Source organism: Rhodococcoides fascians A44A, from assembly GCF_000760735.1.
Lineage (GTDB): Bacteria > Actinomycetota > Actinomycetes > Mycobacteriales > Mycobacteriaceae > Rhodococcoides > Rhodococcoides fascians_E.
Genome location: NZ_JMEX01000008.1, coordinates 2,356,305 through 2,382,734, shown reverse-complemented (window position 1 = coordinate 2,382,734; position 26,430 = coordinate 2,356,305). Strand labels below are relative to the sequence as shown.

16 protein-coding genes are annotated in these 26,430 nt (G+C 65.1%); 11 read left to right on the top strand and 5 right to left on the bottom strand.

Annotated elements, in window-relative coordinates:
- Positions 1–72: 72 nt before the first annotated feature.
- The 3 genes from BH95_RS23445 to BH95_RS23435 form a co-directional block, all read right to left on the bottom strand.
- Entirely contained in the window at positions 73–948 is an 876-nt protein-coding gene (locus tag BH95_RS23445) for a cyclopropane mycolic acid synthase family methyltransferase (protein WP_037184470.1), read from the bottom strand.
- Entirely contained in the window at positions 948–10,865 is a 9,918-nt protein-coding gene (locus BH95_RS23440) for a non-ribosomal peptide synthetase (protein WP_244165109.1), read from the bottom strand. The genes BH95_RS23445 and BH95_RS23440 overlap by 1 nt, the downstream gene beginning before the upstream one ends.
- Positions 10,866–11,115: 250 nt before the next feature.
- Positions 11,116–11,700 carry a sugar transferase gene (locus BH95_RS23435; RefSeq protein ID WP_037184464.1) on the bottom strand — a complete coding sequence of 195 codons (585 nt, stop codon included), beginning with the start codon at positions 11,698–11,700 and terminating at the stop codon, positions 11,116–11,118.
- A 226-nt stretch (positions 11,701–11,926) separates the two neighbouring features.
- Between BH95_RS23435 and BH95_RS23430 the strand changes: the two genes are divergently transcribed.
- From BH95_RS23430 to BH95_RS23410, 5 genes are all read left to right on the top strand, one after another.
- On the top strand, positions 11,927–13,702 hold the full coding sequence (locus tag BH95_RS23430) for a DUF4012 domain-containing protein (protein ID WP_037184461.1): 1,776 nt from the start codon (positions 11,927–11,929) through the stop codon (positions 13,700–13,702).
- Positions 13,703–13,841: 139 nt separating this feature from the next.
- Positions 13,842–14,405, top strand: coding sequence for a hypothetical protein (locus tag BH95_RS23425; RefSeq protein ID WP_371828328.1), 564 nt, complete (start codon positions 13,842–13,844; stop codon positions 14,403–14,405).
- A 52-nt stretch (positions 14,406–14,457) separates the two neighbouring features.
- Positions 14,458–14,823 carry a hypothetical protein gene (locus tag BH95_RS23420; protein WP_037184456.1) on the top strand — a complete coding sequence of 122 codons (366 nt, stop codon included), beginning with the start codon at positions 14,458–14,460 and terminating at the stop codon, positions 14,821–14,823.
- A gap of 43 nt (positions 14,824–14,866) precedes the next feature.
- Entirely contained in the window at positions 14,867–15,196 is a 330-nt protein-coding gene (locus BH95_RS23415; protein ID WP_033189070.1) for an ArsR/SmtB family transcription factor, read from the top strand.
- A complete protein-coding gene (locus tag BH95_RS23410) occupies positions 15,196–15,879 on the top strand; it encodes a cation transporter (protein WP_037185477.1) in 684 nt (227 codons plus the stop codon). The genes BH95_RS23415 and BH95_RS23410 overlap by 1 nt, the downstream gene beginning before the upstream one ends.
- 6 nt (positions 15,880–15,885) lie before the next feature.
- On the opposite strand, the gene BH95_RS23405 is transcribed toward BH95_RS23410, so the two are convergent.
- On the bottom strand, positions 15,886–16,830 hold the full coding sequence (locus BH95_RS23405) for a glycoside hydrolase family 26 protein (protein ID WP_157773149.1): 945 nt from the start codon (positions 16,828–16,830) through the stop codon (positions 15,886–15,888).
- Between the two features lie 152 nt (positions 16,831–16,982).
- Between BH95_RS23405 and BH95_RS27895 the strand changes: the two genes are divergently transcribed.
- Both BH95_RS27895 and BH95_RS23395 read left to right on the top strand, forming a co-directional pair.
- Entirely contained in the window at positions 16,983–20,123 is a 3,141-nt protein-coding gene (locus BH95_RS27895) for a glycosyltransferase family 2 protein (RefSeq protein ID WP_052060141.1), read from the top strand.
- Positions 20,120–20,851 carry a polyprenol monophosphomannose synthase gene (locus BH95_RS23395; protein WP_037184453.1) on the top strand — a complete coding sequence of 244 codons (732 nt, stop codon included), beginning with the start codon at positions 20,120–20,122 and terminating at the stop codon, positions 20,849–20,851. Before BH95_RS27895 ends, BH95_RS23395 begins: the two co-directional genes overlap by 4 nt.
- Here BH95_RS23395 and BH95_RS23390 read toward each other — a convergent pair.
- A complete protein-coding gene (locus BH95_RS23390) occupies positions 20,829–22,238 on the bottom strand; it encodes a GntP family permease (protein WP_052060140.1) in 1,410 nt (469 codons plus the stop codon). The genes BH95_RS23395 and BH95_RS23390 overlap by 23 nt on opposite strands.
- A 204-nt stretch (positions 22,239–22,442) precedes the next feature.
- On the opposite strand from BH95_RS23390, the gene BH95_RS23385 reads away from it, so the two are divergent.
- From BH95_RS23385 to BH95_RS23370, 4 genes are read left to right on the top strand one after another with little or no spacing between them, the layout of a single operon-like run.
- Positions 22,443–23,663 (top strand): CaiB/BaiF CoA transferase family protein, encoded by a 1,221-nt coding sequence (locus tag BH95_RS23385; RefSeq protein WP_033189068.1) that lies wholly within the window; start codon positions 22,443–22,445, stop codon positions 23,661–23,663.
- Positions 23,663–24,607 carry a pyruvate carboxyltransferase gene (locus BH95_RS23380; RefSeq protein ID WP_037184447.1) on the top strand — a complete coding sequence of 315 codons (945 nt, stop codon included), beginning with the start codon at positions 23,663–23,665 and terminating at the stop codon, positions 24,605–24,607. Before BH95_RS23385 ends, BH95_RS23380 begins: the two co-directional genes overlap by 1 nt.
- Before the next feature lie 19 nt (positions 24,608–24,626).
- Positions 24,627–25,268 carry a GntR family transcriptional regulator gene (locus BH95_RS23375; protein WP_037184444.1) on the top strand — a complete coding sequence of 214 codons (642 nt, stop codon included), beginning with the start codon at positions 24,627–24,629 and terminating at the stop codon, positions 25,266–25,268.
- A gap of 40 nt (positions 25,269–25,308) precedes the next feature.
- Positions 25,309–26,193, top strand: coding sequence for a TolB family protein (locus BH95_RS23370; RefSeq protein WP_080738090.1), 885 nt, complete (start codon positions 25,309–25,311; stop codon positions 26,191–26,193).
- The last annotated feature ends 237 nt before the right edge of the window (positions 26,194–26,430 follow it).

Sequence of the window (26,430 nt, the reverse complement as noted above, 5' to 3'; positions counted from 1 at the left end):
GCTCCCTCATCTTTTCCAGCAACGCTAGTGTTCATGTTTTCATGCTTGTCGGACTTCTCGCGCGCTAGTTCATCAGGACTCGCCCGGCGTCAGGGTGAACTGCACGACATCTATGCGTCCGTCCTTGAATCTGGACGAACATCCGGTCAGGTAATGGATGTATCGCTCGTAAACTTCGGTCGAAGACAACGCAATTGCGGCTTCTCGCTGGTCGACCAAGCGATCGGTCCATTCGTCGAGCGTTCTCGCGTAGTGCGGCCCGAGTGCGTGCTCACGTTCGAGCCGTAAGCCCGCTTCGGACGCTTTGGCGACCACCATGTCGGATTGTGCGAGCTGTCCGCCGGGGAAGATCTCCCGCATGATGAAGCGTACGAAGTGTGCGTCCTCGCGGGTGAACACGACGCCGCTTGCCAGCACTTCGGCGATCGGCCGCATGACGATGGTGTGCAACAACATTCGGCCGTCGGGTGGCAGCACGGCTCGGCACTTGTCGAAGAACGCGGAGTAACGCTGGCGCCGGAAGTGCTCGAACGCTCCGACGCTGACGATGCGGTCGACGGTTCGACCGGCGGGTGGGCTGAACTCCTCCCACCCCTGCAGACGGATCTCGACGCCGTCGAGGTGCGCGACGACGGCACTGGCACGGTCGAATTGGTTGCGGCTCAGTGTCAGTCCGATGACGTCGACGCCGTACTTCTCGGCGGCACGCTTGGCGAGTGCACCCCATCCGCATCCGATGTCCAGCAACGTCATTCCAGGCTGCAGATCCAACTTGCCGAGCGCCAGGTCGATCTTGGCGGTCTGGGCCTCTTCGAGCGTCATATCCTCGCGTTCGAAGTACGCGCAGCTGTAGGTCATGCTCGTATCGAGGAACAGGGCGAAGAATTCGTCCGACAGATCGTAGTGCGCTTGGACGTTGTCCACATAGGGCTGCAGATTGGTGGTCATCACGCCACACCTTCCTTCGGCAGAAGCAGGCCGAGTTCTCGGCCGAGTGCGTGGGCGCCTGCTTCACCCAGCATGTTCTCGTGTTCGGCGTCGACCCGCACTACCGAGACCGGGCCGTCGACGAACTCGTCCCACTGCTCCGCGCCGCGCGATCCGCGTGCTGCGAAGTAGAGAACGTCCCCCTTGAACACCTGCGGCCGGTACGCGGCGACCCACTGCGGCGCGTCGGCGACGGGTGCGTACATGCGACGCAGGTTCTCGACGGTCAGGAAGGCGAGTTCGCCGCGGCCGTGGACCAATCCGTCTCGGATCTCGTCGAACGATTCGCCGTCCACGCCGAGCTGATCGGCGAGGTCGGCGATGCTGAACGGTGCGCTGTCGGTGGGTGCGGTCAGGGTCGCGTCGACCAGCGTCAGCTGCGCCACTTCCTCGCCCATGGACTGCAGCTGAACGGCGGCAGCGTGGGCAATCACGCCGCCGAGCGACCATCCGAGCAGGTGGTACGGGCCGTCCGGTTGCACGGCGCGGATCTCCGCGACGTAGCGCGCCGCGAAATCCTCGATGGTCGACGGCGCATCCTCCCCGCCTGCGATGCCGGGAACCTGCAGTCCGAAGAGCGGCCTGTCGGTCTCGCTCAGCAACGAGAGGTAACTCCACGCGATCCCGATGGCGGGGTGGATGCAGAACAGCGGCTCACCGGGGCCGTCGGTGCGGATCGGGAGCAGCACGTCGAACGCGCCGCCGTGGTCACGGGCGCCGGTCCGGAGCTGCGCGGCCACACCGGCGACGGTGGGGTGAGTCAGCATGGCCGTCACCGGGACGGTCAGCCCCAGCCGATCTCCGAGAGCGTCGACCACTTGCACCACCGACAGCGAATGCCCACCGAGATCGAAGAAGTTGTCGCCGACGCCGAATCGGTCGGCCGGTAGATCCAGCACGTCGGAAAACACTTGGTGGACTGCATGTTCGAGCGGTGTCGTCGGCGCGAGCTTCGGATCCGACGCCGGTGCCGGCTCCGGCAGGCGTGCCGTGTCGACTTTGCCGGACAGCGTGGTCGGGAGGGTGTCGACGCGGGTGACCGTGCTGGGAACCATGTAGGCGGGCAGGGTGCGGGCGAGGAACTCGCGCACCGAGCGCGGCCGCGCCGGTCCGACGATGTAGGCGGCAAGCGATCCGCTGCCGTTCAATTCACTGCCGTCGGATCCCCTGCCGTCCGCTCCGCTGCGCCCGATTGCCGACGCCTGTTCCACTCCCGGGTGTTGCAGGAGCGCGGACTCGATTTCGCTGAGTTCCACTCGGTGACCACGGATCTTGATCTGCGAATCGGCGCGGCCCAGGTATTCGAGTGAGCCTCCGACCCATCGGACCAGGTCGCCTGTGCGATAGAGACGTCCGGTTCCGAACGGGTTGGCCACGAAGCTGCTCGACGTCCACCCCGGCTTACGCAGGTATCCCTCGGCGAGGCCGTCGCCTGCCAGGTAGAGCTCGCCGACGATGCCCTCCCCCACCGGTCGCAGCCGGGAGTCGAGGACGGCGGTGGTGAATCCGCGGGTAGGTCGGCCGATGGTCACCGGACCGGCCGGGGGCGCAGCGTCCGTGCACGTGCTCATGACGGTACCTTCGGTGGGCCCGTAGGCGTTGTACACGCGGCGACCTGTCGACCACCGTTGCAGCAGAGCGGCATTGGTGGCTTCACCGGCCATGATGACGACCTCGACCGACGGAGTGGCGTGCGGGTCGGTGATCTGCAGGACCGTCGGGGTAAGGCACACGTGGGTCACCTGGTGCTGCGCGATCAGGGTTTCCAGTGCGCGTCCGGCGTACACGTCGGGCCGGCCCACCACGACGGTTCCGCCGGAGCCGAACGCGAGCAGCAGTTCGAAGACGGATGCGTCGAAGGCGAGCGATGCGAACTGCAGCACGCGTGAATCGGGCGTCACGTCGAACAGTTCACGCTGGCTTTCGACCAGGTCCGCGATGCCTCGGTGCGTGACGCGCACACCCTTGGGCGTTCCGGTGGAACCAGAGGTGTAGATGACGTACGCGGTGCTGTCCGCGGGAACGGTCCGAGCAGTGAAGCTCTCGTCCGACTCGGTGCCCACCGTCAGCCATGTCGGCTGGGCGAGGCCGGAATCGATCGCTGCGATGCCGGTGATCGGTGCGGCGTCGGACAGGATTTCGCGGATCCGGTGGGTCGGCAGCGTCGTGTCGATCGGGAGGTATCCGGCACCGGACTTCGCAACGGCCCAGAGAGCGATCACGGATTCGGCCGACCGCGGCAGGGAAACGGCAACGAGCGATCCTGGCTCCACGCCACGGCAAACCAGGTTCTGCGCCAGGGCATTCGAACGCTCGTCGAGCTCACGGTAGGTCAGCTCCTCGTCACCGTCGAGGATGGCCCTGTTGTCCGGCCATCGACGCGCCGCCTCGGTGAACACTGTGGCCAGCGTGTACTGCTCGGCAGACCCGTCGGTGCTGACGATCGCGGACGAGTGGGCTGCGGCGAATTCGGCGCTTCCCAACCGGACGCTCGGATCGTGCGCGACGAGGGTGAGCACGGCCGCAAGCCTGTCCGCCAACGCAGCGGGCACCGACGGTCCGAAGCGAGTGGGCGAGTACGCCAGCCGCCCGGTCAGCCCGTCGACCGTTTCCTCGACGACCACTTCCAGGTCGAATTGCGTGCTCTCGATGTCGATGCGCCGGGGAGTCACGGAGGTGGAACCGAATTCCAATGTCGGCGCGCCGAGTTCACCCATTGCGAGCAACACCTGGAACAGCGGGTGCGTGTCGAGTGTGCGGGTGGGCGCCACGGCGTCGACCACCCACTCGAACGGAACGTCGGAGTTGGCGAAGGCGTCGAGGTCGCCATTGCGCACGTCGATCACGAATTCTTCGAACGTCGTCGACGGCTGCACGTCCGTTCGCAGTACGACGGTGCCGACGAACATGCCCACCAACTCGTCCAGTGCAGGGTGCGACCTGCCGGAGACCGGTGTACCGATGGCGATGTCCGACGAGCCGCTGGCCTCGGCCAGCACCGCTGCGAGGGCTGCGTGAACGACGACGAACACCGTCGCGCCCAGGCGATGCGCCAACCCGCGGAGGTCACCGAGAGTGTCTGCGTCGATACGGAATTCACCGGGAACGTACGCAGCGTCGGCGTCCAAGACCCCGGTCGGCAGATCGAGGTAGCCCGGCAACCCCGACAGCGCAGTGCGCCAGTAGTCGAGCTGTGGTGCGGCGACACTGGAGAGGACGTCCTGCTGCCACAGCCGGTAGTCGGCGTAATCGACTGCAAGCGGTTCGAACTCGGGTGCCGAACCTGCACCGCGTGCCGTCAGTGCAGTGTCGACATCCCGCGCCAGCGGACCGAGAGACAGCCCGTCCACAGCAACATGATGCGCAACCACCGTCAGAACCTTGACTGTGCTGTCGGGTCGCTCCTGCAGGCTCCGCTCCTGCAGCGAGAGCCGTACCGGTGGTTCCATCGTCAGATCGAAGCCCTCGACGGGTGCTGTCGACGCATCCGCGTGGCGTTCGTCGAGTGAGGAGACGACGGTGACCGCGTCCAACAGCGTGGTCGTCGGGCCGTCCGGCGTCGACGGGTACACCGTGCGCAGCGGCAGGTGGCGCTCGACGACGTCGGTGATGGCAGCTCGTAAGACCTCGACGTCGAGGTCGTCGGGTAACGCGAGCTCGAACGCGATGTTGTAGGCCGCGGAGTCGGGTGCGTACCTGTTCTGCAGCCAGATCCGGCGCTCGGCCGGGGCCGGCTGCGTGAACGATCGCGCGTCCGAACGGTGGGTCAGCGCAGGCGGAGGCGCGTATTCAGTGGACAGCTTCTGCACCGATGCGCCGAGGAGCTTTGCCGTCGGCGATTCGAAGATCGTGCGCACGGGCACGTGGGTCCCCAGGGCTGCGCCGATGCGGGCCGCGGCTCGGGCGGCGCGGAGCGAGTCGCCGCCGAGTACGAAGAAGTTGGCGTCGACGCTCATGTTCTCGGCAGCGCCGCCGAGGGTGTCGGCGAAGATCCCGAGGATCACGTCCTCGGCGAGGGTGCGAGCTACCGCGTCACCCGCGAGTGCGTCGGGCGACACCAGGGCACGAGTGTCGACCTTTCCGTTGGCGGTCAGCGGTAGTCGATCGATCGGCACGATCGCCGTGGGCATCAGCGCCAGCGGCAGTCTGTCCAGCAGCCACAGCTTGGCGTCCTGCTCGCCCACTCCCACGACCCAGGCCACGATTCGGCCGTCCCGTGCGTCGGCGACGGCCGCGGTGACGTCGGGATGCGTGCGCAGTGCTGCCTCGATATCGCCCAGTTCCACTCGCACTCCGCGAATCTGGACCTGGGTGTCGATGCGTCCGCGGAAATCGAGCTCGCCGCCCTCCCCGATGCGCACCCGGTCGCCGGTGCGATAGAGACGGGTACCGCCCGGACCTGCGACGAAGCGCTCGGCGGTCAACGCTGCCCGCGAGCCGTAACCCCGGGCCAGTCCGCCCGCCAGATACAGCTCGCCGACGCCGCCGCGCGGCACCGGCCGCAGCCGTGTGTCCAGCACGTGCGCCGAGATGTGCGCGAGGGGGCGCCCGATGGTGACGGGACTGTCGGTCGTCAGGCCATCGGTCAGCGTCGCCACCACGGTGGCTTCGGAGGGGCCGTAGGCGTTGAGCATCAGCCGGTTCGGGCTCCACTGCGTCACGACGTCCGCTCCGAGGACGTCGCCGCCGACGGCGACCGTCGTCACGCTGTCCACGGGCGGGACCGTGGCGAGGACTGCGGGTGTGGACAGGAAGTGGGTGACGGCGTGTTCGGTGAGGAACTGGGCCATCGCGTCACCGTCGACCAGGTCGGTCGGGGCGATCACGAGGGTTGCGCCCGCACCGAACGCCAGAATCAACTCCAACATCGCAGCGTCGAAGTTGACCGAATAACCGTGCAGTACGCGGGATTCTGCGTCGACGCGGTACCGCGGAATCACCTGCTGCGCCAAGGCATGGACAGTTTCGTGGGTCACGGCGACCGGTTTGGGTGTGCCCGTGGATCCGGAGGTGTGGATGACGTAGGCGGGGTGCGCCGGCCGCAGCGTCGCGGTGCGCTCGGCGTCGGTGACGGGTGCGTCGCTCAGCAGTAGGGCAGCGGCTTCGTCGACCCAGTCGATTCCGGTCTCGTTGCCGCCGAATCCGATTCGGATGCCGTCGAGGATTGCGGTGCGTCGGGCTGCGGGGTAGGTCGGGTCGACGGGGACGAACGCGGCCCCGGCCTTCGCCACGGCCCACAGGGCAAGCACGTAGTCCGCCGAGCGTTCCAGCGACAGTGCGACGAGTGATTCCGGCCCGACTCCCTCGGCGATGAGCAGGCGCGCGATGCGGTTGGAGCGACGATCCAGCTCGTCGTACGTCAGCGTCTCGGCTCCGTCGAGAGCGATATTTCCGTCGGTCCACACGTCCAACAGAGTGCCCACGGGTGCATCCACGGCGGGCTGCTCCGGCTGCCCCAGCTCGATGTCGCCCAGTTCGATGTCGCCCAGCTCGATGTCGCCCACCACCGCATCGGGTGTGTCGGCGACGGTGCTGAGCACGGTGAGCAGGGTGTCCGCGAAGTGCTGGACCGTCCGGTGCTCGTACAGGTCGGCGGCGTACTCGATCTGGCCGGTGATGCCGTCGGCGGTCTCGGTGAGTACCAGTCCGAGGTCGAACTCCGAGGTGTGCGTCGGAACCGGAACGACGGCGATCGGGAGGTCGTCGACCGACTGGTGCTGCGCGTTGTCGAACGCGAGCATGACCTGGAAGATCGGGTGCCGGTCCAGTGATCGGTCCGTCGCGAGGGCGTCGACGATGCGCTCGAACGGCAGTTCGGTGTGCGCGAACGCGTCCAGGTCGTTGTGCCGCACGGCAGCAAGCAGTTCCGTGAAGGTCGAGGAGGGGTCGACGTCGACGGCCAGGGGCACGGTTCCGACGAACATTCCCACCATGTCGTCCAGTGCCTCGTGGCCGCGGCCGGCCGACGGTGTGCCGACGACGGTGCGCGAGGCGTCCCCGAACCGGGTGAGAGTGGTGGCGAGTGCTGCGTGCACCACCATGAACGTCGTTGCGTTGGAGGCCTTCGCGAGATCGCGAATCGCGGAGTGCACCGACGCGTCGACGGTGATCGGGACGTCGGCCGTGACCAAGGACTGCACCGGCGGGCGTGGATGGTCGGCGGGCAGCGCGGCCAGCGGACGATCGGTATCCAACACGGTTGTCCAGTAGGCGAGTTGGCTTTCCGCGACGGCGTCGACGACCGCTCGGTTCCAGACCGCGTACTGGCTGTACTGCGCGGGGAGTCTCGACCACGTGGGTGCGTGCCCGGCCAGTCGAGCGGCGTGTGCGACGGCGAAGTCACGGACCAGCGGGTCGATGGACCATCCGTCGATCGCGATGTGGTGCAGCACGATCACGACGGTCACGTCCTGCTCGGACTGCAGAACGGCGGCGCGGATCGGCACGTCGTCGGCAACGTCGAAGCCGGCCGACGCCAGTGCGGCGATGCGCCCGCCCAGGTCGTCCGGGTGCACCGCGTACGTGGGGATGTGGTCCAGTACCTGGCCGGTGGGCTTCACCACCTGGCGTGGGCCGTCCTCGTCCGCCGGAAAGTATGTGCGCAACGACTCGTGCCGTTCGAGCACGTCTCGCAGTGCGGCCACCACGATCGATCCGTCGCCCGCGGTCGCATCGGTGATCCGCAGCGCGACCGGCATGTTGTAGGCCGGGGAGCTGGCGTCGAACTGGTTGAGGAACCACATGCGCTGCTGCGAGTAGGACAGTGGAATCCGTTTCGGCACCGGCATATCGAACAGAGCCTGGGTGTCGAGCAAGTCGAGCGACGAACCCTGGTCGGCGGATGCGTCGAGGGCGGCAGCGACTCCGGCAACGGTGGGGACATCGAACAGCGTCGGCAGAGTCACCGTGCCGCCGAGCCTGGACAGCACGCGCGTGGCGCTGAGGGAGTCCCCGCCGAGGTCGAAGAACGAGTGTTCGCGCCCGACAGCCCGTCCTGTCAGACCGCCGGCGCCGAGGACGTCGGCGAAGACGGTCGCGACCAGCGTTTCGGTCTCGGTCCGCGGCGCCACGTACGCGGTGTCCTCGCCCACGACCGGCGCCGGCAGAGCACGTCTGTCGATCTTGCCGCTCGCGGTCATCGGGAAAGCGTCGAGAACCGTGACGTGGGCCGGCACCATCCACCGAGGCAGGTGCGCGGAGAGATGCGAGTCCAGATTGTCGGTTAAACCAGTGACGTACAGCGTGATTCGTTGATCGTGCACGGCCGCGACGGCCGCCGTGACGCCGGGCGATCGGGCGGCGACCGACTCGATCTCGCCGAGTTCCACGCGGCGCCCCTGCAGTTGGACCTGGCGATCGCTGCGGCCCAGATACTCGAGCGCGCTGCCGTCGACAGCCCACCGCACGACGTCTCCGGTTCGGTACAGCCGGGCGCCACCGACGTCCGCGACGAAACGCGAGGCGGTGAGACCGGGTTGGCCGTCGTATCCGCGGGCAATGCCGTCGCCCCCGAGATACAGCTCGCCGACGCCGCCGCGCGGTGCAAAACGCAGGTGGGCGTCGAGAACAACGGCGCGGACGCCGGGAAGGGCGGTACCGATCGTGACGCGTTCGCCCACCGTCATGGGCTCGGAGAGCGTGGCCAGGACGGTCGCTTCCGTCGGTCCGTAGGCGTTGAGCATCTGCCGATCGGACAACGCGCCGGCGGGCATGTGGTGGGAGGATGCCGCGAACCGGTCGCGCAGTTGCGGTGGGCATTCTTCACCGCCGACGTCGAACACGTCGATGCCCGCGAGGTCCTCGGGTTCGAGTGTCGCGAGGACTGCCGGGGAGGTCACTAGATGGGTGATGCGTTCTGCGGCAATGAAATCGGCCAGCATCCTGCCCGCGTACACCTCGGCGGGCGCGATCACCAACGTGGCACCGGCTGCGAACGCGGAGAGTATTTCCTGGATCGACGCGTCGAAGATCGGCGATGCCAGGTGCAGCACCCGAGATCTTGGTGTCACCGAATAGCGTTCCACCACAGCGGCTGCCAATTGCGCGAGTCCGCGATGAGTGACGCTGACGGCTTTGGGACGCCCGGCACTCCCCGAGGTATGTACGAGGTAGGCCTCGTTGTCGACGCGTGTTGTCGGAGTAGTTATCTCGAACGACTGCGCGTCGAGCAGATCCTCGATGGCCAGCCATCGCACCGACCCGGGTAGCGACGCGGCGAGCTCGCGGGTGGTGACGCCGACCTCGACGGACGCGGCGGTGAGGATCTGCGCCAGCCGATCGGCCGGCTCGAACGGATCGACGGGCACGAACGACCCACCGGCCACCGAAACCGCCCACGCCGCCAGAAGCGAGTGATGCGACCGTCCGATCGCCACGGCAATTCGCGTCTCGGTCCCGGCCGGCAACCCAGAGGCCACTCCCGCCGCGCTCAGGGCGAAATCGGCAGCAATGTGGTCGATTCCGCCGTACCGAACGACTGCAGATTTCTGCAGCAACGAGGTCAACAGCTGCGGCTCGGTGGTACCCCACGCTGCGCTGTCCTCCGCGCCGGGGACGGTGAGCTCCGAGACCGACAAGCCGTCGGGAGCGCCGACGAGTTCCCGCAGCAGGTCGAGAAACCGTGCGTGGTGGTAGCCGAGCTCGTCGGCGGTGTACACGGCCGGGTTGCCGAGGAAGTCGACGCGGGTGGTCGCCCCGGCGACGCCCGGGTAGACGTTGACCATCATGTCGTCGATGGGACCGCTCGACAGCACTCGATACTCACCGACGACATCGCCGAGTCGAATTGTGCTGTTGTACATCATGATATTGACCGACGGACCGAAGATGCCGCGACCGGCGGCAGCGCCGACGTCGGTGCCCGCGGCACGCTGCATGTCCTCCACCCGGAACCGCTGGTGCCGGAGTGCGCCGGTGAGCTCGACCTGAATGCGTCGGAGAAGCTCTTCGACGGTGACCCCGGGCTCGACGCCGATGCGCAGGGGTACGACGTTGGACATCATGCCGGAGGAGTCACGCAGCTTGGTCGTCGCGCGGCCGGAGACGGGGAGGCTGAGCATGACGTCTTCGGTGTCGGTCATCCGCGCGAGGTACAGCGAGAACGCTGCGAGTACGACGGGCACGTCGGAGGAGTTGTAGCGGCGCGCGAGTTCGGCCATGGCGTCGGCGATCTCGGGCTCGAGCTCGGCCCCGACGCTGATCGAGACGCCGCTCGGCACCGAGGACGAACGCGCGAGCCGCGGGGCGTCACTGTGTCCGTCGAGCCGGCCGAGCCAGTACTGACGGTCGGTCTCGTAGCGGGACGACGCGGGGTAGGCGGCCTCGTAGTCGTAGATCTCGCGGACGCCGACGGCTCGGGTCTTCGGCGCATCGGTGCCGGTGAGCAGAGCGGTGTAGATGGCGGCGGTGCGTTCCTGCACGGAGATGGCCCCGAGGCCGTCCATGACGATGTGGTGGGCGCGGCTGAACCAGTAGTAGTGCTCGTCGCCGATCTGGATGATGTCCGACGCGATCAGTTGATCCCGCACCAGGTCGACGGGTGCGCGGTATTGCGCGTTCATGTATTCGTGGGCGTAGGCGACGGGATCGAGTTGGCCGCGGAAGTCCCGGTGGATCATCGCGTAGGGCACGTTGGTGTCGAACCATTGGTAGGGACGGCCGTCGATCTCGGTCAGCCTCACGCCCGGCGACTCCAGGTCACGACAGGCGATATCGGTGGCGCGGATGAGCGTCGGAGGGTCGATGTGCCCGCGGATCTCGACGTACTGGGCGATCGTGAACGGCACGTCCGGTGCCAGCTTCTGCGCGAAGTAGATGTTCATCTGGGCAGCAGAAAGCGGAAACAGGCCATCCTCCAGCGGCGCACTTCCAGACGACACTTCTGCTACCCCTCCTCAGGCTCACTGCGGACGGCTTCGCAGACAACTCAGCTACCCATACGGTCGTTCTGTAGGGTCGCAAAAACGACCTCGACCTCTCGTGGCCCCTCTACAAACTAGTGGACGGGCGGCAATTGCTCTACTTGCCGGGAAATGTCGGGGCATTTCGATGTTCGGGATTCGGCGAACCCTCAGAAATGATCCCGAAAAAGGTCGACTTGCTTGTTTTTCGACGGGAAATCACACGAGGTCAGGTCGTTTTCCAGCCGTAACGAACCGCGCCGGCCGTCAGGATCAAGATGCGGATATCACGGAAAAGCGACCAGGACTCCACATACGTCCTGTCGAGCGAGTGAATGTCCTGCGGTGTCAGTTCGGTCCGGGGAGTGAGCATCCAGAGTCCGGTCATGCCCGGGCGCAGCCGAACCTCGATCGGCAGCTGCGACTGTGATGTCCGCACCGGCCGGGGCCGTGGACCGACAAGGCTCATGTCTCCGCGCAGTACGTTGAGCAGCTCAGGCAGATGGATCAGACCGTACTTGACCAGCGGCCGGTTCTTCCGCTGGTCAGCCGGGGCAGAGAAGTTGAGCAGGTCGAACGCCTCACCGCCGAGACCGAGCCGGGGCAGCGTGGTCACCGAAGCCTTCGAGGGACCGGTGACCTTGGCGTAGACCCAGCAGCACACGAACACCGGAGCGAGCACCGCGAGAGTGCCTGCGGCGACGATCTTGTCGAACACTTCCTTGGTTGTTGCATCCCACGAACCGAGCGCTACAACTCCCGCATTCGAATGTGACGGGTCACCGCCACTTCGACCCAGTCGGTCGCCCTGCACCGATTTTTCACCCCAACTCGTACGTCTGCCGAAACTCGACTCGAATGTCGCATGTAAGCACCATCACGTTACGATCACGCTAACGCGTTGGCCTTTCCTCGGTTTCGCGCATTGTTTCGATTGCTTGAAATGTCATTCACGTGAATTAATCGCTACTCTTCCAGAGCATCGTCACATTTTTCAGGGTGTGACGCTCACCGACCTAGCCCACAGGAGTTCTGGCGACATGACGACCGGTACCGAGACCCGCTCATCGTCACGTGGACGCAAGAAGCGCCCGATTCTGTGGGCCGTCGTGATCGTCCTCGTGCTCGTCGTCGCGTTCGCGGCATGGCTGGCGTACGAGGCCGTGACAGCGAAGTCCAACCTCGAGACGACGCGCGACGCCGCCAACAAAGCCAAGGATTCTCTGCTCGACGGTGATGTCGCCGGTGCGCAGGCCGCAGCGGCGGAGGCGTCGGACTCGGCGAAGAAGGCACAGGACGCCGCGTCGTCGATTCCGTTCTCCGTCGCGGGAGCAATCCCCTTCCTGGGCAGCCCGCTCGCGACGGTGTCCGATATCGCCGACGTCGTGCACGGTCTCGCCGTGGACGTGCTGGAACCGGCGTCCGCTGCGAGCGCGAGTATTTCACCCAACAGCGTCATCGAGGGCGGCGGGCGAGTGAACCTGCAGGCGTTGACGGATGCCGAGCCGATCCTGGCCGAGACGTCCGCCGCTGCGGAGGATCTGTACGCCCAGGCTCAGGCGATCGAGGATCCGGCGTTTCTCGGAGTGGTGCAGGACGCCAGGGTCCAGCTCGAGAACCAGACGCACGATCTTGCCGGGCTGCTCACCAACACCTACACCGCGAGCCGCTTGGTTCCGTCGATGATGGGTGCTGACGGACCGCGCTCGTACTTCATGGCGTTCCAGACCAACGCCGAGGCACGCGGAACCGGCGGTCTCCTCGGCGGTTTCGGCATCATCAGGGCAGACAACGGCACCGCTCGCGTGGATACCCTGGGCGCCAACAACGAGTTGGAGTTCGCCGAGCAGCCGATCGATCTCGGGCCGGAGTACAACGCGCTCTGGGCGCCGCGCAACACCACCGTCGACTTCCGCAATTCCAATGCGAGCCCGAACTTCCCGTACGCGGGACAGATCTGGTCGTCGATGTGGACGGAGCAGACCGGTGAGCAGTTGAACGGTGCCATCGCGACCGATCCGATTGCTCTGAGTTACATCCTCGACGCCACCGGACCCATCACTCTGGCCGACGGCGAGGTGATTTCCGGAGACAACGTCGTCGAGGTGACACTGTCCACCGCGTACGCGCGCTTCGGGGACGATCAGATCGCACGCAAGGCGTACCTGCAGGAGATCGCAGCGGCCGTCGTGGCCAAGATGACGACGGGCGTGGCGCCGACACGACAGCTGCTCGACGCCGTCGGCCGCGCCGGAAGCGAAGGCCGCATCTCGGTGTGGAGCGCGGACCCGGCGGAGCAGGAAATTCTGGCTGCGACCAAGATCGGCCATGCACTGCCGACCGAGCCTGTCCCCTACGCCAATGTGATCGTCAACAACGCCGGCGGCAACAAGCTGGATTACTACCTGGCCCGCGACATCACCTACACCGCGGAAAGCTGCAACGGTCCTACCCGGAAGTCGACTGTCACAGCCACATTGACCAACACCGTCGATCCGAACGGTCTGACGCAGTACGTCGCCAGCACCTTCCAGCCGGGCGTTCCGTACGGCACCAACGAGTCCATCGTCTACCTGTACGCAACCCAGGGCGCCAAGATCCTCTCCACGAAGGTCGACGGGCTCAGTGCCTTCGCCGTTCAGGGCGGCGTCGAACTCGGGCACCCCGTACAAGCTGCCTACGTCACCATCCCGCCGGGTGAATCCTCGACAGTGACATGGGAAGTCGAGGAGCCCACCGTTCCGGGCGAAGCGTTGGTTCCCACGCAGCCTCTCGTCGACGACCCCACCATCACCGTCGACGTCCCCACCTGCTGACCCCGGAATGCCCCATGGTTTCCGTGTCGTTCGTTCGTATGTAATCCGATTGCCGGATACCCGTTCTGCCCGCCCCCTGCAAGCATTGCTTCGACCGATGACACTCATTGTCGTTCGAAACTACGTGTGCGGAGCAAACATGTTGAGCAATAGACTGATCCGACGTTCCATCGCTGTGTCTGCAACACTCGGCGCCGCTCTTCTCCTCGCGCCTGGCGTTGTGTCCGCGCAGCCATCGGTCGGGAGCGCCGACGGAGCCATCAGCGGCGGCAGCGCAATTCTGGACAGTGGTAGCAGCGTTCTGAACGGCAACATCGTCGACGGTGTCACCGGCATCGTCAACGGCGGCAGCTCGATCCTCAACAGCCTTCCGGGGACCGGGTCGTTCGCTCCGCGCCAGCCGTGCAACCAGGGCACGGTCTCCGGTGGTCCTGGCGTGACCCAGACCAATCACGATTTGGGACGGCCCGGGCCTGCGTCGTTCGTCATCAACTACGAGACCGAGAGCGTTCCCGACGTCATCGAGGTGTTCTATCAGGGCGGCCTGGTTCAGAGCATCGGCCCCGTGGGTGACAACATCAACGAGGGCACCGGTTCCGCCGTCGTCGCTCTTCCGCCCGGTGGCGACACGTCCGTTCTGGTGAAGGTGACGGGCCCTGCGGACACCATTTGGGAGTACACCGTGAACTGCCCCTTCGCCTGATCAGCGGTTCGGCGCGTGCATCGACGGCGCCACTCGTGTGAAGCTGGGTCCCATGGGAACGCGAAGATGGTTCGACAACACATTCGCCGACACGTGGGGCCCAGTTCTGATGTTGGCACTGCTGGCCGTGATCGGTCCCGGCGTGATCGACAGCGCGCTCGACGAGCGGTCGCCCTGGCAGATCTTCCTCGTCCTGGCGTGGGCGCTGCTCGTCGTCGTCCAGGTGACGGAGCTGATTCGTCGACGCACCCACCATCCCAGCACTCAGCGGGTCGACCCGGCCACCATCCCGGTCGATGACGTGGCCGACGCGATCTCCGAAGCTCCGTCACGTGTGAAGGCCGTCAAGCTGCTGCGAGAACGTCACCCTGGCCTCGGCCTGAAGGAGGCAGCGGACCTGGTGGACGCCCGCCGATAGTTCAGTATTTCCTGAATACAGATTTCGATGTACAGTCACCGGTATGGACGTCCTGACCCGTGTATCGGTGCTGTCGCGCTTCGGCCATGCCCTGTCGGATGAGACCCGTACGCGGGTACTGCTGGCGCTGAAGGAAGCGCCGGCCTACCCCGCCGAGCTTGCGGCAGACCTGGGCGTGACACGTCAGAAGATGTCGAATCACCTCGCGTGCTTGCGTGGCTGCGGTTTGGTCGTCGCGGTGCCGGATGGCCGGAGAACACGCTACGAGCTGGCCGACGCCAACATCGGGCGGGCTCTGGACGATCTGCTGCAGGTCGTTCTCGCCGTGGATCCCACGTGTTGCCCGGCGTCGACCACCGAGGACTGCTGCTGATGGCCACCGACATCGGACTCCCGGTTCCGAACGCTCGTCGACGGGCAGTGCTGTCCAGGCGAATTCGGTGGTTCGTGGCGGCGACGATTGCCTACAACGTCGTCGAGGCGGTCATCGCCATTTCCGAGGGTGCCCGGGTGTCTTCGACGGCACTGATCGGGTTCGGTTTGGACTCGATCATCGAGGTCTCGTCCGCGGCCGCGGTTGCGTGGCAGTTCTCGGCCTCGGATCCGGAGTCGAGGGAGAAGGTCGCGCTCCGCATCATTGCGTTCTCGTTCTTCGGGCTCGCGCTCTACGTCACGGTGGATGCCGTCCGGACACTCTTCGGAGCCGCCGATGCCGAACACTCGACCATCGGAATTGCGCTCGCGGCAGTGAGTTTGGCCATCATGCCTGCACTGTCCTGGGCTCAGCGACGTGCAGGCCGAGAGCTCGGGTCGGCGAGCGCGGTAGCGGACTCCAAACAAACACTGTTGTGCACGTACCTGTCGGCCGTCCTGCTGGTCGGGCTCCTGCTCAACAGCCTCTTCGGGTGGGCCTGGGCCGATCCGATCGCGGCACTGGTGATCGCCGGCCTGGCCGTCAAGGAAGGGCTGAACGCGTGGAAGGGCGACACCTGCTGCGCGACGCCGGTATCCGCGCAAGCCTCGGCCGGAGCCGATCACTGCAACTGCTGCGACTGACCCGCATCACCATTCCCTCAGCGCTGCTCGGGCGGAATCCAGTGCCGATTGCGGACTTTCGAGCAACCAGTTGGCTTCGCCTGGTTTGTCGAAGTCGAACCAGAGCAGCCCCGAGACGCGGGTGGTGCCGAGGTAGGCGAAGAGGTCGGTGATCCATTGCGCTTTGTCTCCCAGGGCATCTCCGCTGCCGGTTTCGTAGATCCACACAGGCTTGGAGGGTGCCACCGAGTTCGCGGTCGCGATGGCGTCGGCGAAGAGGTTGTCCGGGGTCTGCCAGTACGTCCCTTCACCCCCGCCGTTGTATCCGTCGATTCCCACGAGGTCGACGTAGAGGTCGCCGGGGTAGGTCTGCGCAGCGATGTCCAGCCCTCCTGGGCGGTCGCTGCTGGCGTCGTAGGACCACACCCATTGCACTTTGCTGGCTCCGGCTTGGAGAAAAATGTCGTGCACCCGGCGGTAGGCGGCGACGTAGTCCTCGGCGGTCGAGCGTGAACCGTCCACCGACCACGGGTACCAGTTGCCGTTCATTTCGTGTCCGAACCTCAGCTGCATCGGCTGGTCGAACTCGGCGGCACTTCTCGCCCATCCGGTGATGTATTCGTCGAACTCTCCCGCTGCGATCCGCGCGGGTCGGAATCGTTCCTGATACTCACCTTCGTCGGGATGCCACGGCTCCCACGTGACGGCGGGGATGGCTCCTCGGTCGTGAATGTCGTACAGGGTGTCGAGCGCGAGTGGGCGCTCCCAGGCCCACGCCTCGAAGTAGTTGATCACTTCCGGGGACCGGTCGAGCGCATCCCCGGTCGTGAACGCCGTCGCGACGCCCGAGTTCTCGCCTTGCGAGGACAGGCCGAACGTTCGCGGTGGCGTGTCCGCGGTGGCCGCACAACTTGCCGCTGCGAGCACTGCCGTCGTGACCACAGCCAGGGACGCGAGCGTGAAGCGGGTCATGAGGATCCAATGTGTCGGTCGAACAGCGGACAGGTTTCGAAAAGCGGTCAAACCAAACTCGAGGTAGGTTTCAGGAAGTCGGGTGTCACTCAGGTCAGCGTCGACCATCTTTCTTCCTCTGCGATCGAAACTACAACAGTCGATTGGCCTCCATGACATCTACATACGAGGACCGGATTGCGATTGCATCCCGGTCCGTCGATCCAGCGCTCGTGTCCCCTCCTACCGATCCAGGTTTACCGTCGCCGCCGACGGACGTCGAACGTGATTCCTATCTGCAGAGTGAGAATCGTTGGATTCCTTTGGCTTCCACGTTCGGCGGTTTTCTCACGACGGTCAGCTTGCTGTATCTCGTCCAGGGCCAGATGTGGGCCATACCCCTGCTGATTCCCCTTGCCATCACGACGACGGCGATGGTCGTCTCCCTGCTCACGTCCGTGCAACCGCGTCGAGACACCTTGGCCGGACACATCGCACGCGTGCGTTCCTACGCGCCGGTTCACTATCCGAGTGTCGATGTGTTCCTTCCCAGCGCCGGGGAAGACATTGCTGTGCTGCACAACACGTTCTGGCATGTCAGCCGGTTGGATTGGTCCGGCGAGATCACCGTGTACGTGCTGGACGACTCGGACCGGGGCAGTGTCCGCGAGCTGGCGGAGACCTTCGGCTACGAGTACCGAGTGCGCCCCAACCGTGGATTCCTCAAGAAGGCAGGCAATCTGCGGTTCGGTTTCGACGAGTCCCACGGAGAGTTCATCACCATCTTCGACGCGGATTTCGTGCCCCGGCCGGACTATCTGCACGAGCTCATGCCGTACACCACCGAGGACGACGTGGCGATCGTGCAGAGTCCGCAGTTCTTCGACACCGCGCACCGAATGAACTGGATGGAGTACGCCGCGGGCGCCACACAGGTACTGTTCTACCGCTGGATCCAGGCCGCGCGGGACAGGAGCGACGCGTCCATCTGCGTCGGCACCTGCGCCATCTACCGTCGGAGCGCGTTGGAACTCGGCGGCGGATTTTCGGCGATCGAGCACAGCGAGGACGTCTACACGGGCGTCGACCTCATGCGCGTCGGGTTCCGGACGCGGTACGTCCCCGTCGTGGTGTCCAAGGGTTTGTGCCCGGAGACTCTGGACCAGTTCGCCAACCAGCAGTACCGCTGGGCCAACGGATCCATGAGCTTGCTGAAGTCACGCGATTTCCACAAGATGCCGTTCACGCTTCGTCAGCGTCTGTGCTTCTGGTCCGGGTTCCTGTATTACATCGACACTGCGGTGAACGTGTATGTCATTGCGCTGCCGCCGATTCTGATGGCGTTCCTCGCGCCCGACGATGTGTCGATCAACAACTACCTGTTCGTGTTCCTGGCCATGGTGGTGCGCTTCGCGCTGGTACCGGTCATCACCATGGGCCGCGAGAGCACCCTCGGACTCGATCGCGTTCAGGCCTTCTACTCCTACATCCACTCCCTCGCGGTCGTCGACGTCATGCGCGGACGTACCGATGCCTGGCAGGCCACCGGAATCAAGACGCGCTCGACCACCGCGAGGCGCGTCAAACGCGTCATGACGTCCTGGTTGGTCCTGGTGCAGGTGCTGATGTGGGTGGGCATCTTCTGGCGGGCACCGCAGTACGGGTGGTCCAACTACGCTCCGATGATCGGTTTCGCTGTCTTCAACCTGATCGTCGTCTATCCGTTGATGTTCTGGCGCACGGAGTTCCCGTCGTTGCTGGATCCGATGACGCTCCGCCGCAGACTGTTTCGGTCGGAGGTCATGACCTTCACCCAGCCACCGTCGTCCGAGAGAGTGCCGGAGCGTCGACGCAGGATCCGCATCGAGTGGTCGGCGTCCGCGGCATGGCCGTGGCTGCTCGTCATGGCCGTTGTCTCGGCGGTTCTTTCGCTGCGGCCGGGTTCCAACAGCACCGCGTTCCAGGACGAGGGTCTGTACCTGTTCATCGGTCATCGCATGCTCGAGCACGTCGCCGACGGTGCCACCGTGACCGAGTACCCGGGCGGCTATCTGTCGGGCGCGCCGGGGTTGTTCCCGGTGTTGGGTGCGCTCGCCGATACGGTCGGCGGTCTGGAAGCGGCCCGGCTGGTCAGCTTGTTCTTCACCTGGGTTGCCATCGTCGCCGTCTACGGAATAGGTAACCGCTTGTTCGGCACGCTGGCAGGACTGTTGGGGGCTGCCGCGTTCACGTTGTCGGGATCGGTGATCTTCGTGTCCCACATGGCGACGTTCGACGCGATGGCCATGAGCCTCGTCGCCGTCGCGCTCTGGCTCACTGTGCGCAGTGCTCAACAGAATTCGCTGTTGTGGGCTCCGGTCATCGGCGCGATCCTCGCTCTTGCGTTCCTGACGAAGTATGCGACGGCGGTCTATGCGCCCGGCGTCGCGGTGATCGGCATGATCCTGGCGTGGCCGAGCATCCGCTGGGGTGCGGCGCGCCAGGCTCTGCTCATGCTCGCGTCGGGCACGGCGACGGCCTTTTTCATCCTGATCTTCTGGGCTCAGGATCTCATTCCGGGAATCATGTCGACGACAACCAACCGGACGCCCATTTCCCCCGCGTCGGCATCACTGCTGTCGACGAACGTCGCGACGTGGGTCGGCGCGATCCTTCTCCTGGCGCTGGTGGGCGCGGCGACGCAGTACCGACGGTGGCCGATCGGGCTCGTCATGTTGGCTTTCTCGGTCATCGGACCGGCCCAGCAGATTCGGATCGGCGAGGAGACGTCGCTCTCCAAGCACGTCGCCTTCGGTCTGGTCTTCGCCGCGCCACTGGCGGGTGCTCTGTTGGCGTGGTTGATCATTCGAGCCAAGTGGGTCGGGATACCGGTGGCCGGTGCGGTTCTGGTGATGCAGTCGGTACTCGGGTTCACTCAGTCTCAGCAGTTCTTGACGACATGGGTCGACGACACCGCCATGGTCGCGGCACTTCGCGTCGAGATCGCTGCGTCTCCAGGGAAAGCGATTCTGGGCGAGGAACCTTCGGCTCAGCGTTACGCCCTGCGCGGTGAGGTGGAGCCGATTCTGTGGACGGACACCTTTGCGCTCGGTTACGGCAACAAGACCGGGATGCCGGCGTACCGCGAGGCGATCGACCAGTCCCACTTCGGCACGATCTACCTCAACCTCAACACCGAGAACGGCAAGCAGATCAACGAATATCTCACGACGGCGGAGACTCCGTATCGTCTGTCCAATCGAGTCCCCTTCACCCGCTACGACGAGTTCGCCGGCTACTACCTCGTCTGGACCCCGAAGGTGTTGGAGCGGTGACACATGACTTCGCCGGCGTGCTCGTGTGCGTGCCCACCTACAACGAGTCCAGCAACATCGAGCCGCTGGTCCACCGCACACTCGCTGCGGTGCCCGGTGCATCGATTCTGGTGATCGACGATTCGAGCCCGGACGGAACCGGAGATATCGCCGACGCGTTGGCCGCGGAACACCCGCGCATCTCGGTGCTGCACAGGCCCGCGAAATCGGGCCTCGCGACGGCGTATCTCGATGCGTTCCGCATCGGACTCGAACGGGGGTTCACTCGTCTGGTGGAGATGGACGCCGACGGTAGCCATGCTCCCGAGCATCTGCCGGCGATGATCCAGGCATCGGCCGACGCGGGCGTCGGCCTGGTCATCGGCTCTCGGTACGTCGCCGGCGGGCGTACCGAGGGCTGGCCGTGGACCCGGAAGGTCCTCTCGCGGGCCGGGAACAGCTATGTCCGTCTACTGACGCCTCTGAGAGTTCGCGACGCGACCGCGGGTTACCGGGTCTTCACCGCTGACGCCCTGACGTCGATGGACTTGGATTCGGTGACGTCGAAGGGATACAGCTTCCAGGTGGAGATGGCGTTGATCGTGCATCGGGCGGGTCTGGGTATCACCGAGGTGCCCATCACCTTCCGTGAACGAGAACTCGGCACGAGCAAGATGAGCCGCGCAGTGATCCTCGAAGCACTCTGGCGGACGACTGTCTGGGGTGCTACACCACGGTCGACACGATGAGGATGAGCACCAAGGAGACGACGGAGCAGATCGACGGGCCGAGGGTGTAGGTCTTGAGGGTTCCGCGGACGGACAACCCGTAGACGGACTTGAACAACCAGAATCCGTTGGCGTTCGGTAGACCTCCGAAGAGAGCGCCCGCGAGCGCGGCCAATGCGAGAAGCGTTGCGCCGCTGGGGCTTGCTGCGGCGACGACGGGTCCGAGAATGCCGACTGCTGTCATTGCGCCGAGGGTGATGGATCCGACGGCAGCGTGCAGGATGGCCGCGATGATCCAGGCAACCAGGATGGGTGCGCCGCCGCTCGCTCCGAACATGTTCGTCAGTTGGTCACCCACACCGGAACCGTTGACGAGGGCAGCGAATCCTCCGCCCACGCCGGTGAGAATGAGGATCGAGCCGCTGGTACGCATTCCGCTGCCGACTGCGGCCGATACTTTCTCGACTCCGAGGTAGCGACGCGCCAGGACATACGCGAGGCAGACCCCGACGAACAGTGCGAAGCTGACGTTGCCGAGCGCGTCCGTCACCGGGCCCTCCACTCCGAACACCGCCAGGAACGCACCGGTGAGCATCAGGCCGACGGCGACGATCAGCGGGCTGGCAAGGAGCAACAGCGGAGGCACCGAGTCCTTCGGCCGTGTCGCTGTCACCGTCCCGGTGCGCTTCCCTCGAGTTGAGCCACCTTCGGAGGAGTCGGATTCAGCGGTGGCCGAATTGTTCTCGGCCCCGACTGCAACCGCCTCACCCAGGCTCTCCGATTCGTCACGCGCTTCGTCCCACAGTCCGATACGGATGAGGGTCGAGTACACGGCAACGGTCACGACGATGGCCACGATTCCGAGGGGTAGCGCGTAGAGAAGGGCGGTTCCGATCGGGATGCCCAGGATGCCGACCACCGCCATCAGTGCGGTGCCCGGCACGACGAAGACGAGGCCGGCTGTGATGCCGGTGATCGCGACGCCCGAGAGCAGACCGTGCCCGTTCTTCCCCAGCTTGCTCGAGGCGTGTCGGGTGAGCGGGCCGGACAGGACGATGAGCACGTCGGCGAACACCGATGCGAGAACAACTCCGAGCGAGAGTCCATGTGCGTAGGGCAACCCTCGTCGCCCGAAGATTCGCAGCATCCCCTCGGCCACCCGTTGAGGAACGCCGAGTGCTTCCACCAGCGCTCCCAGCAGTACGCCGAACGCGATGAACAGCCCGATCTCGGTCATCACCGAGCCGAAGCCCTCGACCATCTCGGTCGTCGTACCGGCGAATCCCTGCCCGGTCGCGATTCCCAGATATCCGCCGCCCAGGACCAGCGCGATCACCGGCTCGATCTTGAAGGCCACGATGATGGCAACCACTCCGACAACGCTGATGGCGATGTGGACCAGCGACATTGATTCCATTGAGCGGGTGCCCTTCTCGTGTCCGAACCGTGCGGCGATCGACGGCCCGCGAGCGAGCCTCGATCACTTCGGCACGCTATGTGTCTTGCATCACCAAAGTCAAGCGTTTGTATACATTTCTGTGCTTATGTAGCCTGCAGACACCTCTTGAACCACTGAATGCATACATACTCGCTCACAGAACGGACAGCGCTCATGACGGAACAGCCCCGATCCGACGGTTCGGCCGGCCCCTTGGCCGGGCTGCGAGTGATAGAGATGGGCCAGCTCATCGCCGGCCCGTTCTGCGGCCAGATACTCGGCGACCTCGGTGCCGAGGTCGTCAAGTTGGAACAACCAGGAAGCGGTGATCCGATGCGCGCGTGGGGACGCACGCTCCCCAAGGGCGAGTCCATGTGGTGGTCCGTCGTCGGTCGCAACAAGCAGTCGGTCACCGTCAACTTGCGCACCACGGAGGGACAATCGATCGCGAAGCGCCTCATCCGGAATGCCGATATCGTCGTCGAGAATTTCCGGCCGGGCACGCTGGAACGCTGGGGACTGGGGTACGAACAGTTGTCCGAGCTCAACCCGAGCGTGATTCTGACGCGGGTGTCGGGTTTCGGTCAGACAGGCCCGTATTCGTCACGGGCCGGGTACGGAGCGATCGGTGAGGCCATGGGTGGGCTCCGGTACGTCGTCGGCGATCCGTCCACTCCTCCGTCGCGCGTGGGCATTTCGATAGGCGACACGCTTGCTGCTTTGTTCGCGGCCATCGGGACTCTGGGAGCGGTGTTCGAGCGCACCCGCAGCGGCCGTGGCCAGGTGGTGGACTCCGCGATCTACGAAGCCGTGCTCGGCGTGATGGAATCCCTTGTTCCCGAGTGGGTTATCGCCAACTACCAGCGCGAACGAAGCGGCGCGATCCTGCCGAACGTGGCGCCGAGCAACGTGTACCCGACCAAGGAAGGTGCGTGGATTCTGATTGCCGCCAACCAGGACACCGTCTTCGCTCGACTCGCCGAGGCCATGGGCCAGCCGGAGCTGGCCGTGGACGAGCGCTTCGCCACTCACACTGCGCGCGGTGAGCGGCAGCAACAGCTGGACGGCCTCGTCGCCGAGTTCACTGCCGGTCTCGACGCCGCCGAGCTGGAGAAGCTTCTGCACGAGCATGCTGTCCCGTCCGGCAAGATCTATCGGCCGTCGGACATGCTCGAAGACGAGCAGTTCATCGCTCGCCGCAGCATCATCGAGACCGAGCACCCGGTGCTGGGCTCGGTTCCGATGCAGAACACCTTCCCCCGTTTCAGCCGCACCGATGGCAGCGTGCGTTGGCCAGGTCCGAGTTTGGGCGAGCACACCACCGAGGTTCTGCACCGCCTGGGCGGGTACACCGAGGACGAGGTCGCGCACTTCGCGGGTCAGGGCACCGTGTGATGATCGGCCGCGACTTACCCAGCAGTGCAACGGTTGTGGACGTCGGCCTACGGGACGGCCTCCAAGCCGTCGAGAACGTCCTAGACACGGACGCCAAACTGGAGATCCTGAACGGGTTGTTGGCGTCGGGCTTCACGACCCTGGAGATCACCTCTTTCGCTCACCCGCGCGTGCTCCCCCAGTTCGCCGATGCAGAGCGGGTGATCGCCGACGCGCCGAGGACTCCCGGCGTCACCTACAAGGCGCTGGTGCCCAATTTCAAGGGTGCGCTGCGCGCACTCGAGACGAAGATCGACGAGATCGTCATGGTCGTCCCGGTCGATCCGGAGACAGCTCGACGCAACCAGAACGCAACTCCCGACCAGTTGCTGGCGGCGCTGGCCGAGGTGGTCGACCACGCGCATGCGTCGGGCAAGAAAGTCTCCGCTGCCGTGGCTACGGCGTTCTTCGCTACCTGCCGGGGACCGATCCCGAACAACGAACTGAAAGGCGCTCTGCGACGGGTGATCGACGCCGGCGTCGACTCGCTGTATCTCGCCGGCACCAGTGGAATGGAGATCCCGTCGGAGTTCGAGAACGGTATCGCCCTCGCCAAGTCGCTGGCACCGGACATCCCGGTCGGTGTGCATCTGCACAACCGCAACGGGTTCGGTCCGATCAACGCCCTTGCAGCGCTGGCCGCGGGCGCCGACTGGCTGGAGGCGTCTTTCGGAGGTCTCGGCGGAGACATGTGGTTCCCGGGTGACAAATCCGTCCTGGGGAACGCACCCATGGAGGATGTGCTGAACCTGCTGAACAGCATGGGCGTCGCCACCGGCATCGACTTGGACCGTTATCTCGACGTGGTCCGGTACTCGGAGAAGGTCACCGGAACCGATTCGTACTCGTTTCTGTCCCGTGGTGGTACACGGGACGACGTGGCTCGTACACAATGGTTGGACTGACGCGCAAGGAGCCACGCCATTGTCCGAACTCAGCAAGGCCATCTTCGACCTCATCATCAGCGGGCAGTATCAGCCCGGCGAGAAGCTCAGAGAGATCGAACTGGCCGAACGCTTCGGCGTGAGTCGCACCCCGGTGCGGGAGGCATTGAAGGCGCTTGCAAGCAGCGGCGTCATCACCATCGAACTGAACAAGGGCGCCCGCGTCGTCGAATACTCGCAGGATTCCGTCGAGATGATGTATTCCGCACGATCGATGATGGAACCGCACGCGGCGCGCCTGGCCTCGGAGAACATGAGCGACGACGACGTGGCACAACTCCGCACCTTGGCCGACGACATGTATTCCGAGGTGGTGGGCGAATCGAACTTCGCCGCGATCGCGGTTCTGAACAACGCTTTTCACTCGGCGATCCTGGAACGGTGCCCCAATCCTCGAATCGCGGAGATGACGTCCAGCATGCTGAAGCCGGTGGTGGCGTCTCGAACGTTCCGCAGCTACAGCGGGCCTCAGTTGATGCGCAGCGCCCTTCATCACCTCGAAATCGTCGACGCCATCGAGGCCCGCGACCCCGAATGGGTCGAATCGATCATGCGCGCCCACATCCGATCCGGGTATCACAGCGCCGTTACCGCCAGCAGGTCTCAGGCAGACGGAACCTGATTCTCGGGCCCACGACGGGGATGTCTGCAAGGATGACCCGATGCGGCTCGGAAGATCGACTGCGGTCCTTGTCGCTGCGTTAGTGTTGCTCGTCGGGTGCTCGGCGGATCCGCCGGCCCCGCCGGCGCCCGTGGTCGTCTCCTTCGACGACGGCGCTGGCCAGGTCTTCGTGATCAATGCCGACGGGACTGGTCTGCGACAGGTCACTCCGACGGTCGCCGACGACATGTCCGACGGGAACTACACCGACGACGCGGTGGTGTCGCCCGACGGCAGACAAGTGGTATACAGCGTCCGAGGGGGGCTCGTGGCCCGCGACCTCGCGTCGGGTGAGGTTCGCACGTTGCGTGAAGGCGGGGGCCAGCCCGAGTTTTCTCCCGACGGGTCGTTAATCGCGTTCACGAGCGGCGAGAACATCAGCGTGATGAACGCCGACGGCACCGACTTGCGGGTGGTGTCCGACGAGGAGGCGCTGTTCGGGTCGTCGTTCTCCCCCGACGGTTCCCGCCTTCTCTTCGATGTTGCCGGCTACATCCTTGAAGTGCCCACCGCAGGAGGGGAATCGAAGGTGGTTCTACGAGACCAGTTCTGGAATGCGGACCCCGTCGTGTCACCCGACGGATCCACGGTGGTCTTCGCCAGCAACCGCGGCGGTAACAACGGATCGGAGCTCTATTCCATGCCCGTGGGTGGTGGCGAGATCACTCAGCTCACCACAACGTACGCAGTCCATCCGGAGTTCAGCCCGGACGGCTCTCGCATCTTCTACACAAGGGCCACAACGCCGTCCGGCGAACTCGTCACCGACGTCAGCCTGTCGACCGGCTCCGAGCTGGCCTCGATGAAGCCCGACGGCTCCGATCAGAAGCGCTTGACTCCCAAGTCCATCACCGGCCAGCACCCCAGCGTCGGCGGGGGACGGTAAAAAGACAGCGACAATGGATCGCGCGTTGACGGCAGAGGGTATGCACCGGAGAACCCTGGCGGAGCGTAGAGACCAGTACTTGTCGTGGGCACGTAAGAACCAAGCATTCTTCGCGTCCGGCGCGTGCCACATCCTCGCCTACGCATGAAGTACGGGATACGGTCACGCGGTACAAAGCATTCGGTCGAATACGGCAGCCTCCCTGTTTATTCGGACATTGCCCCCCATGAACCCCGT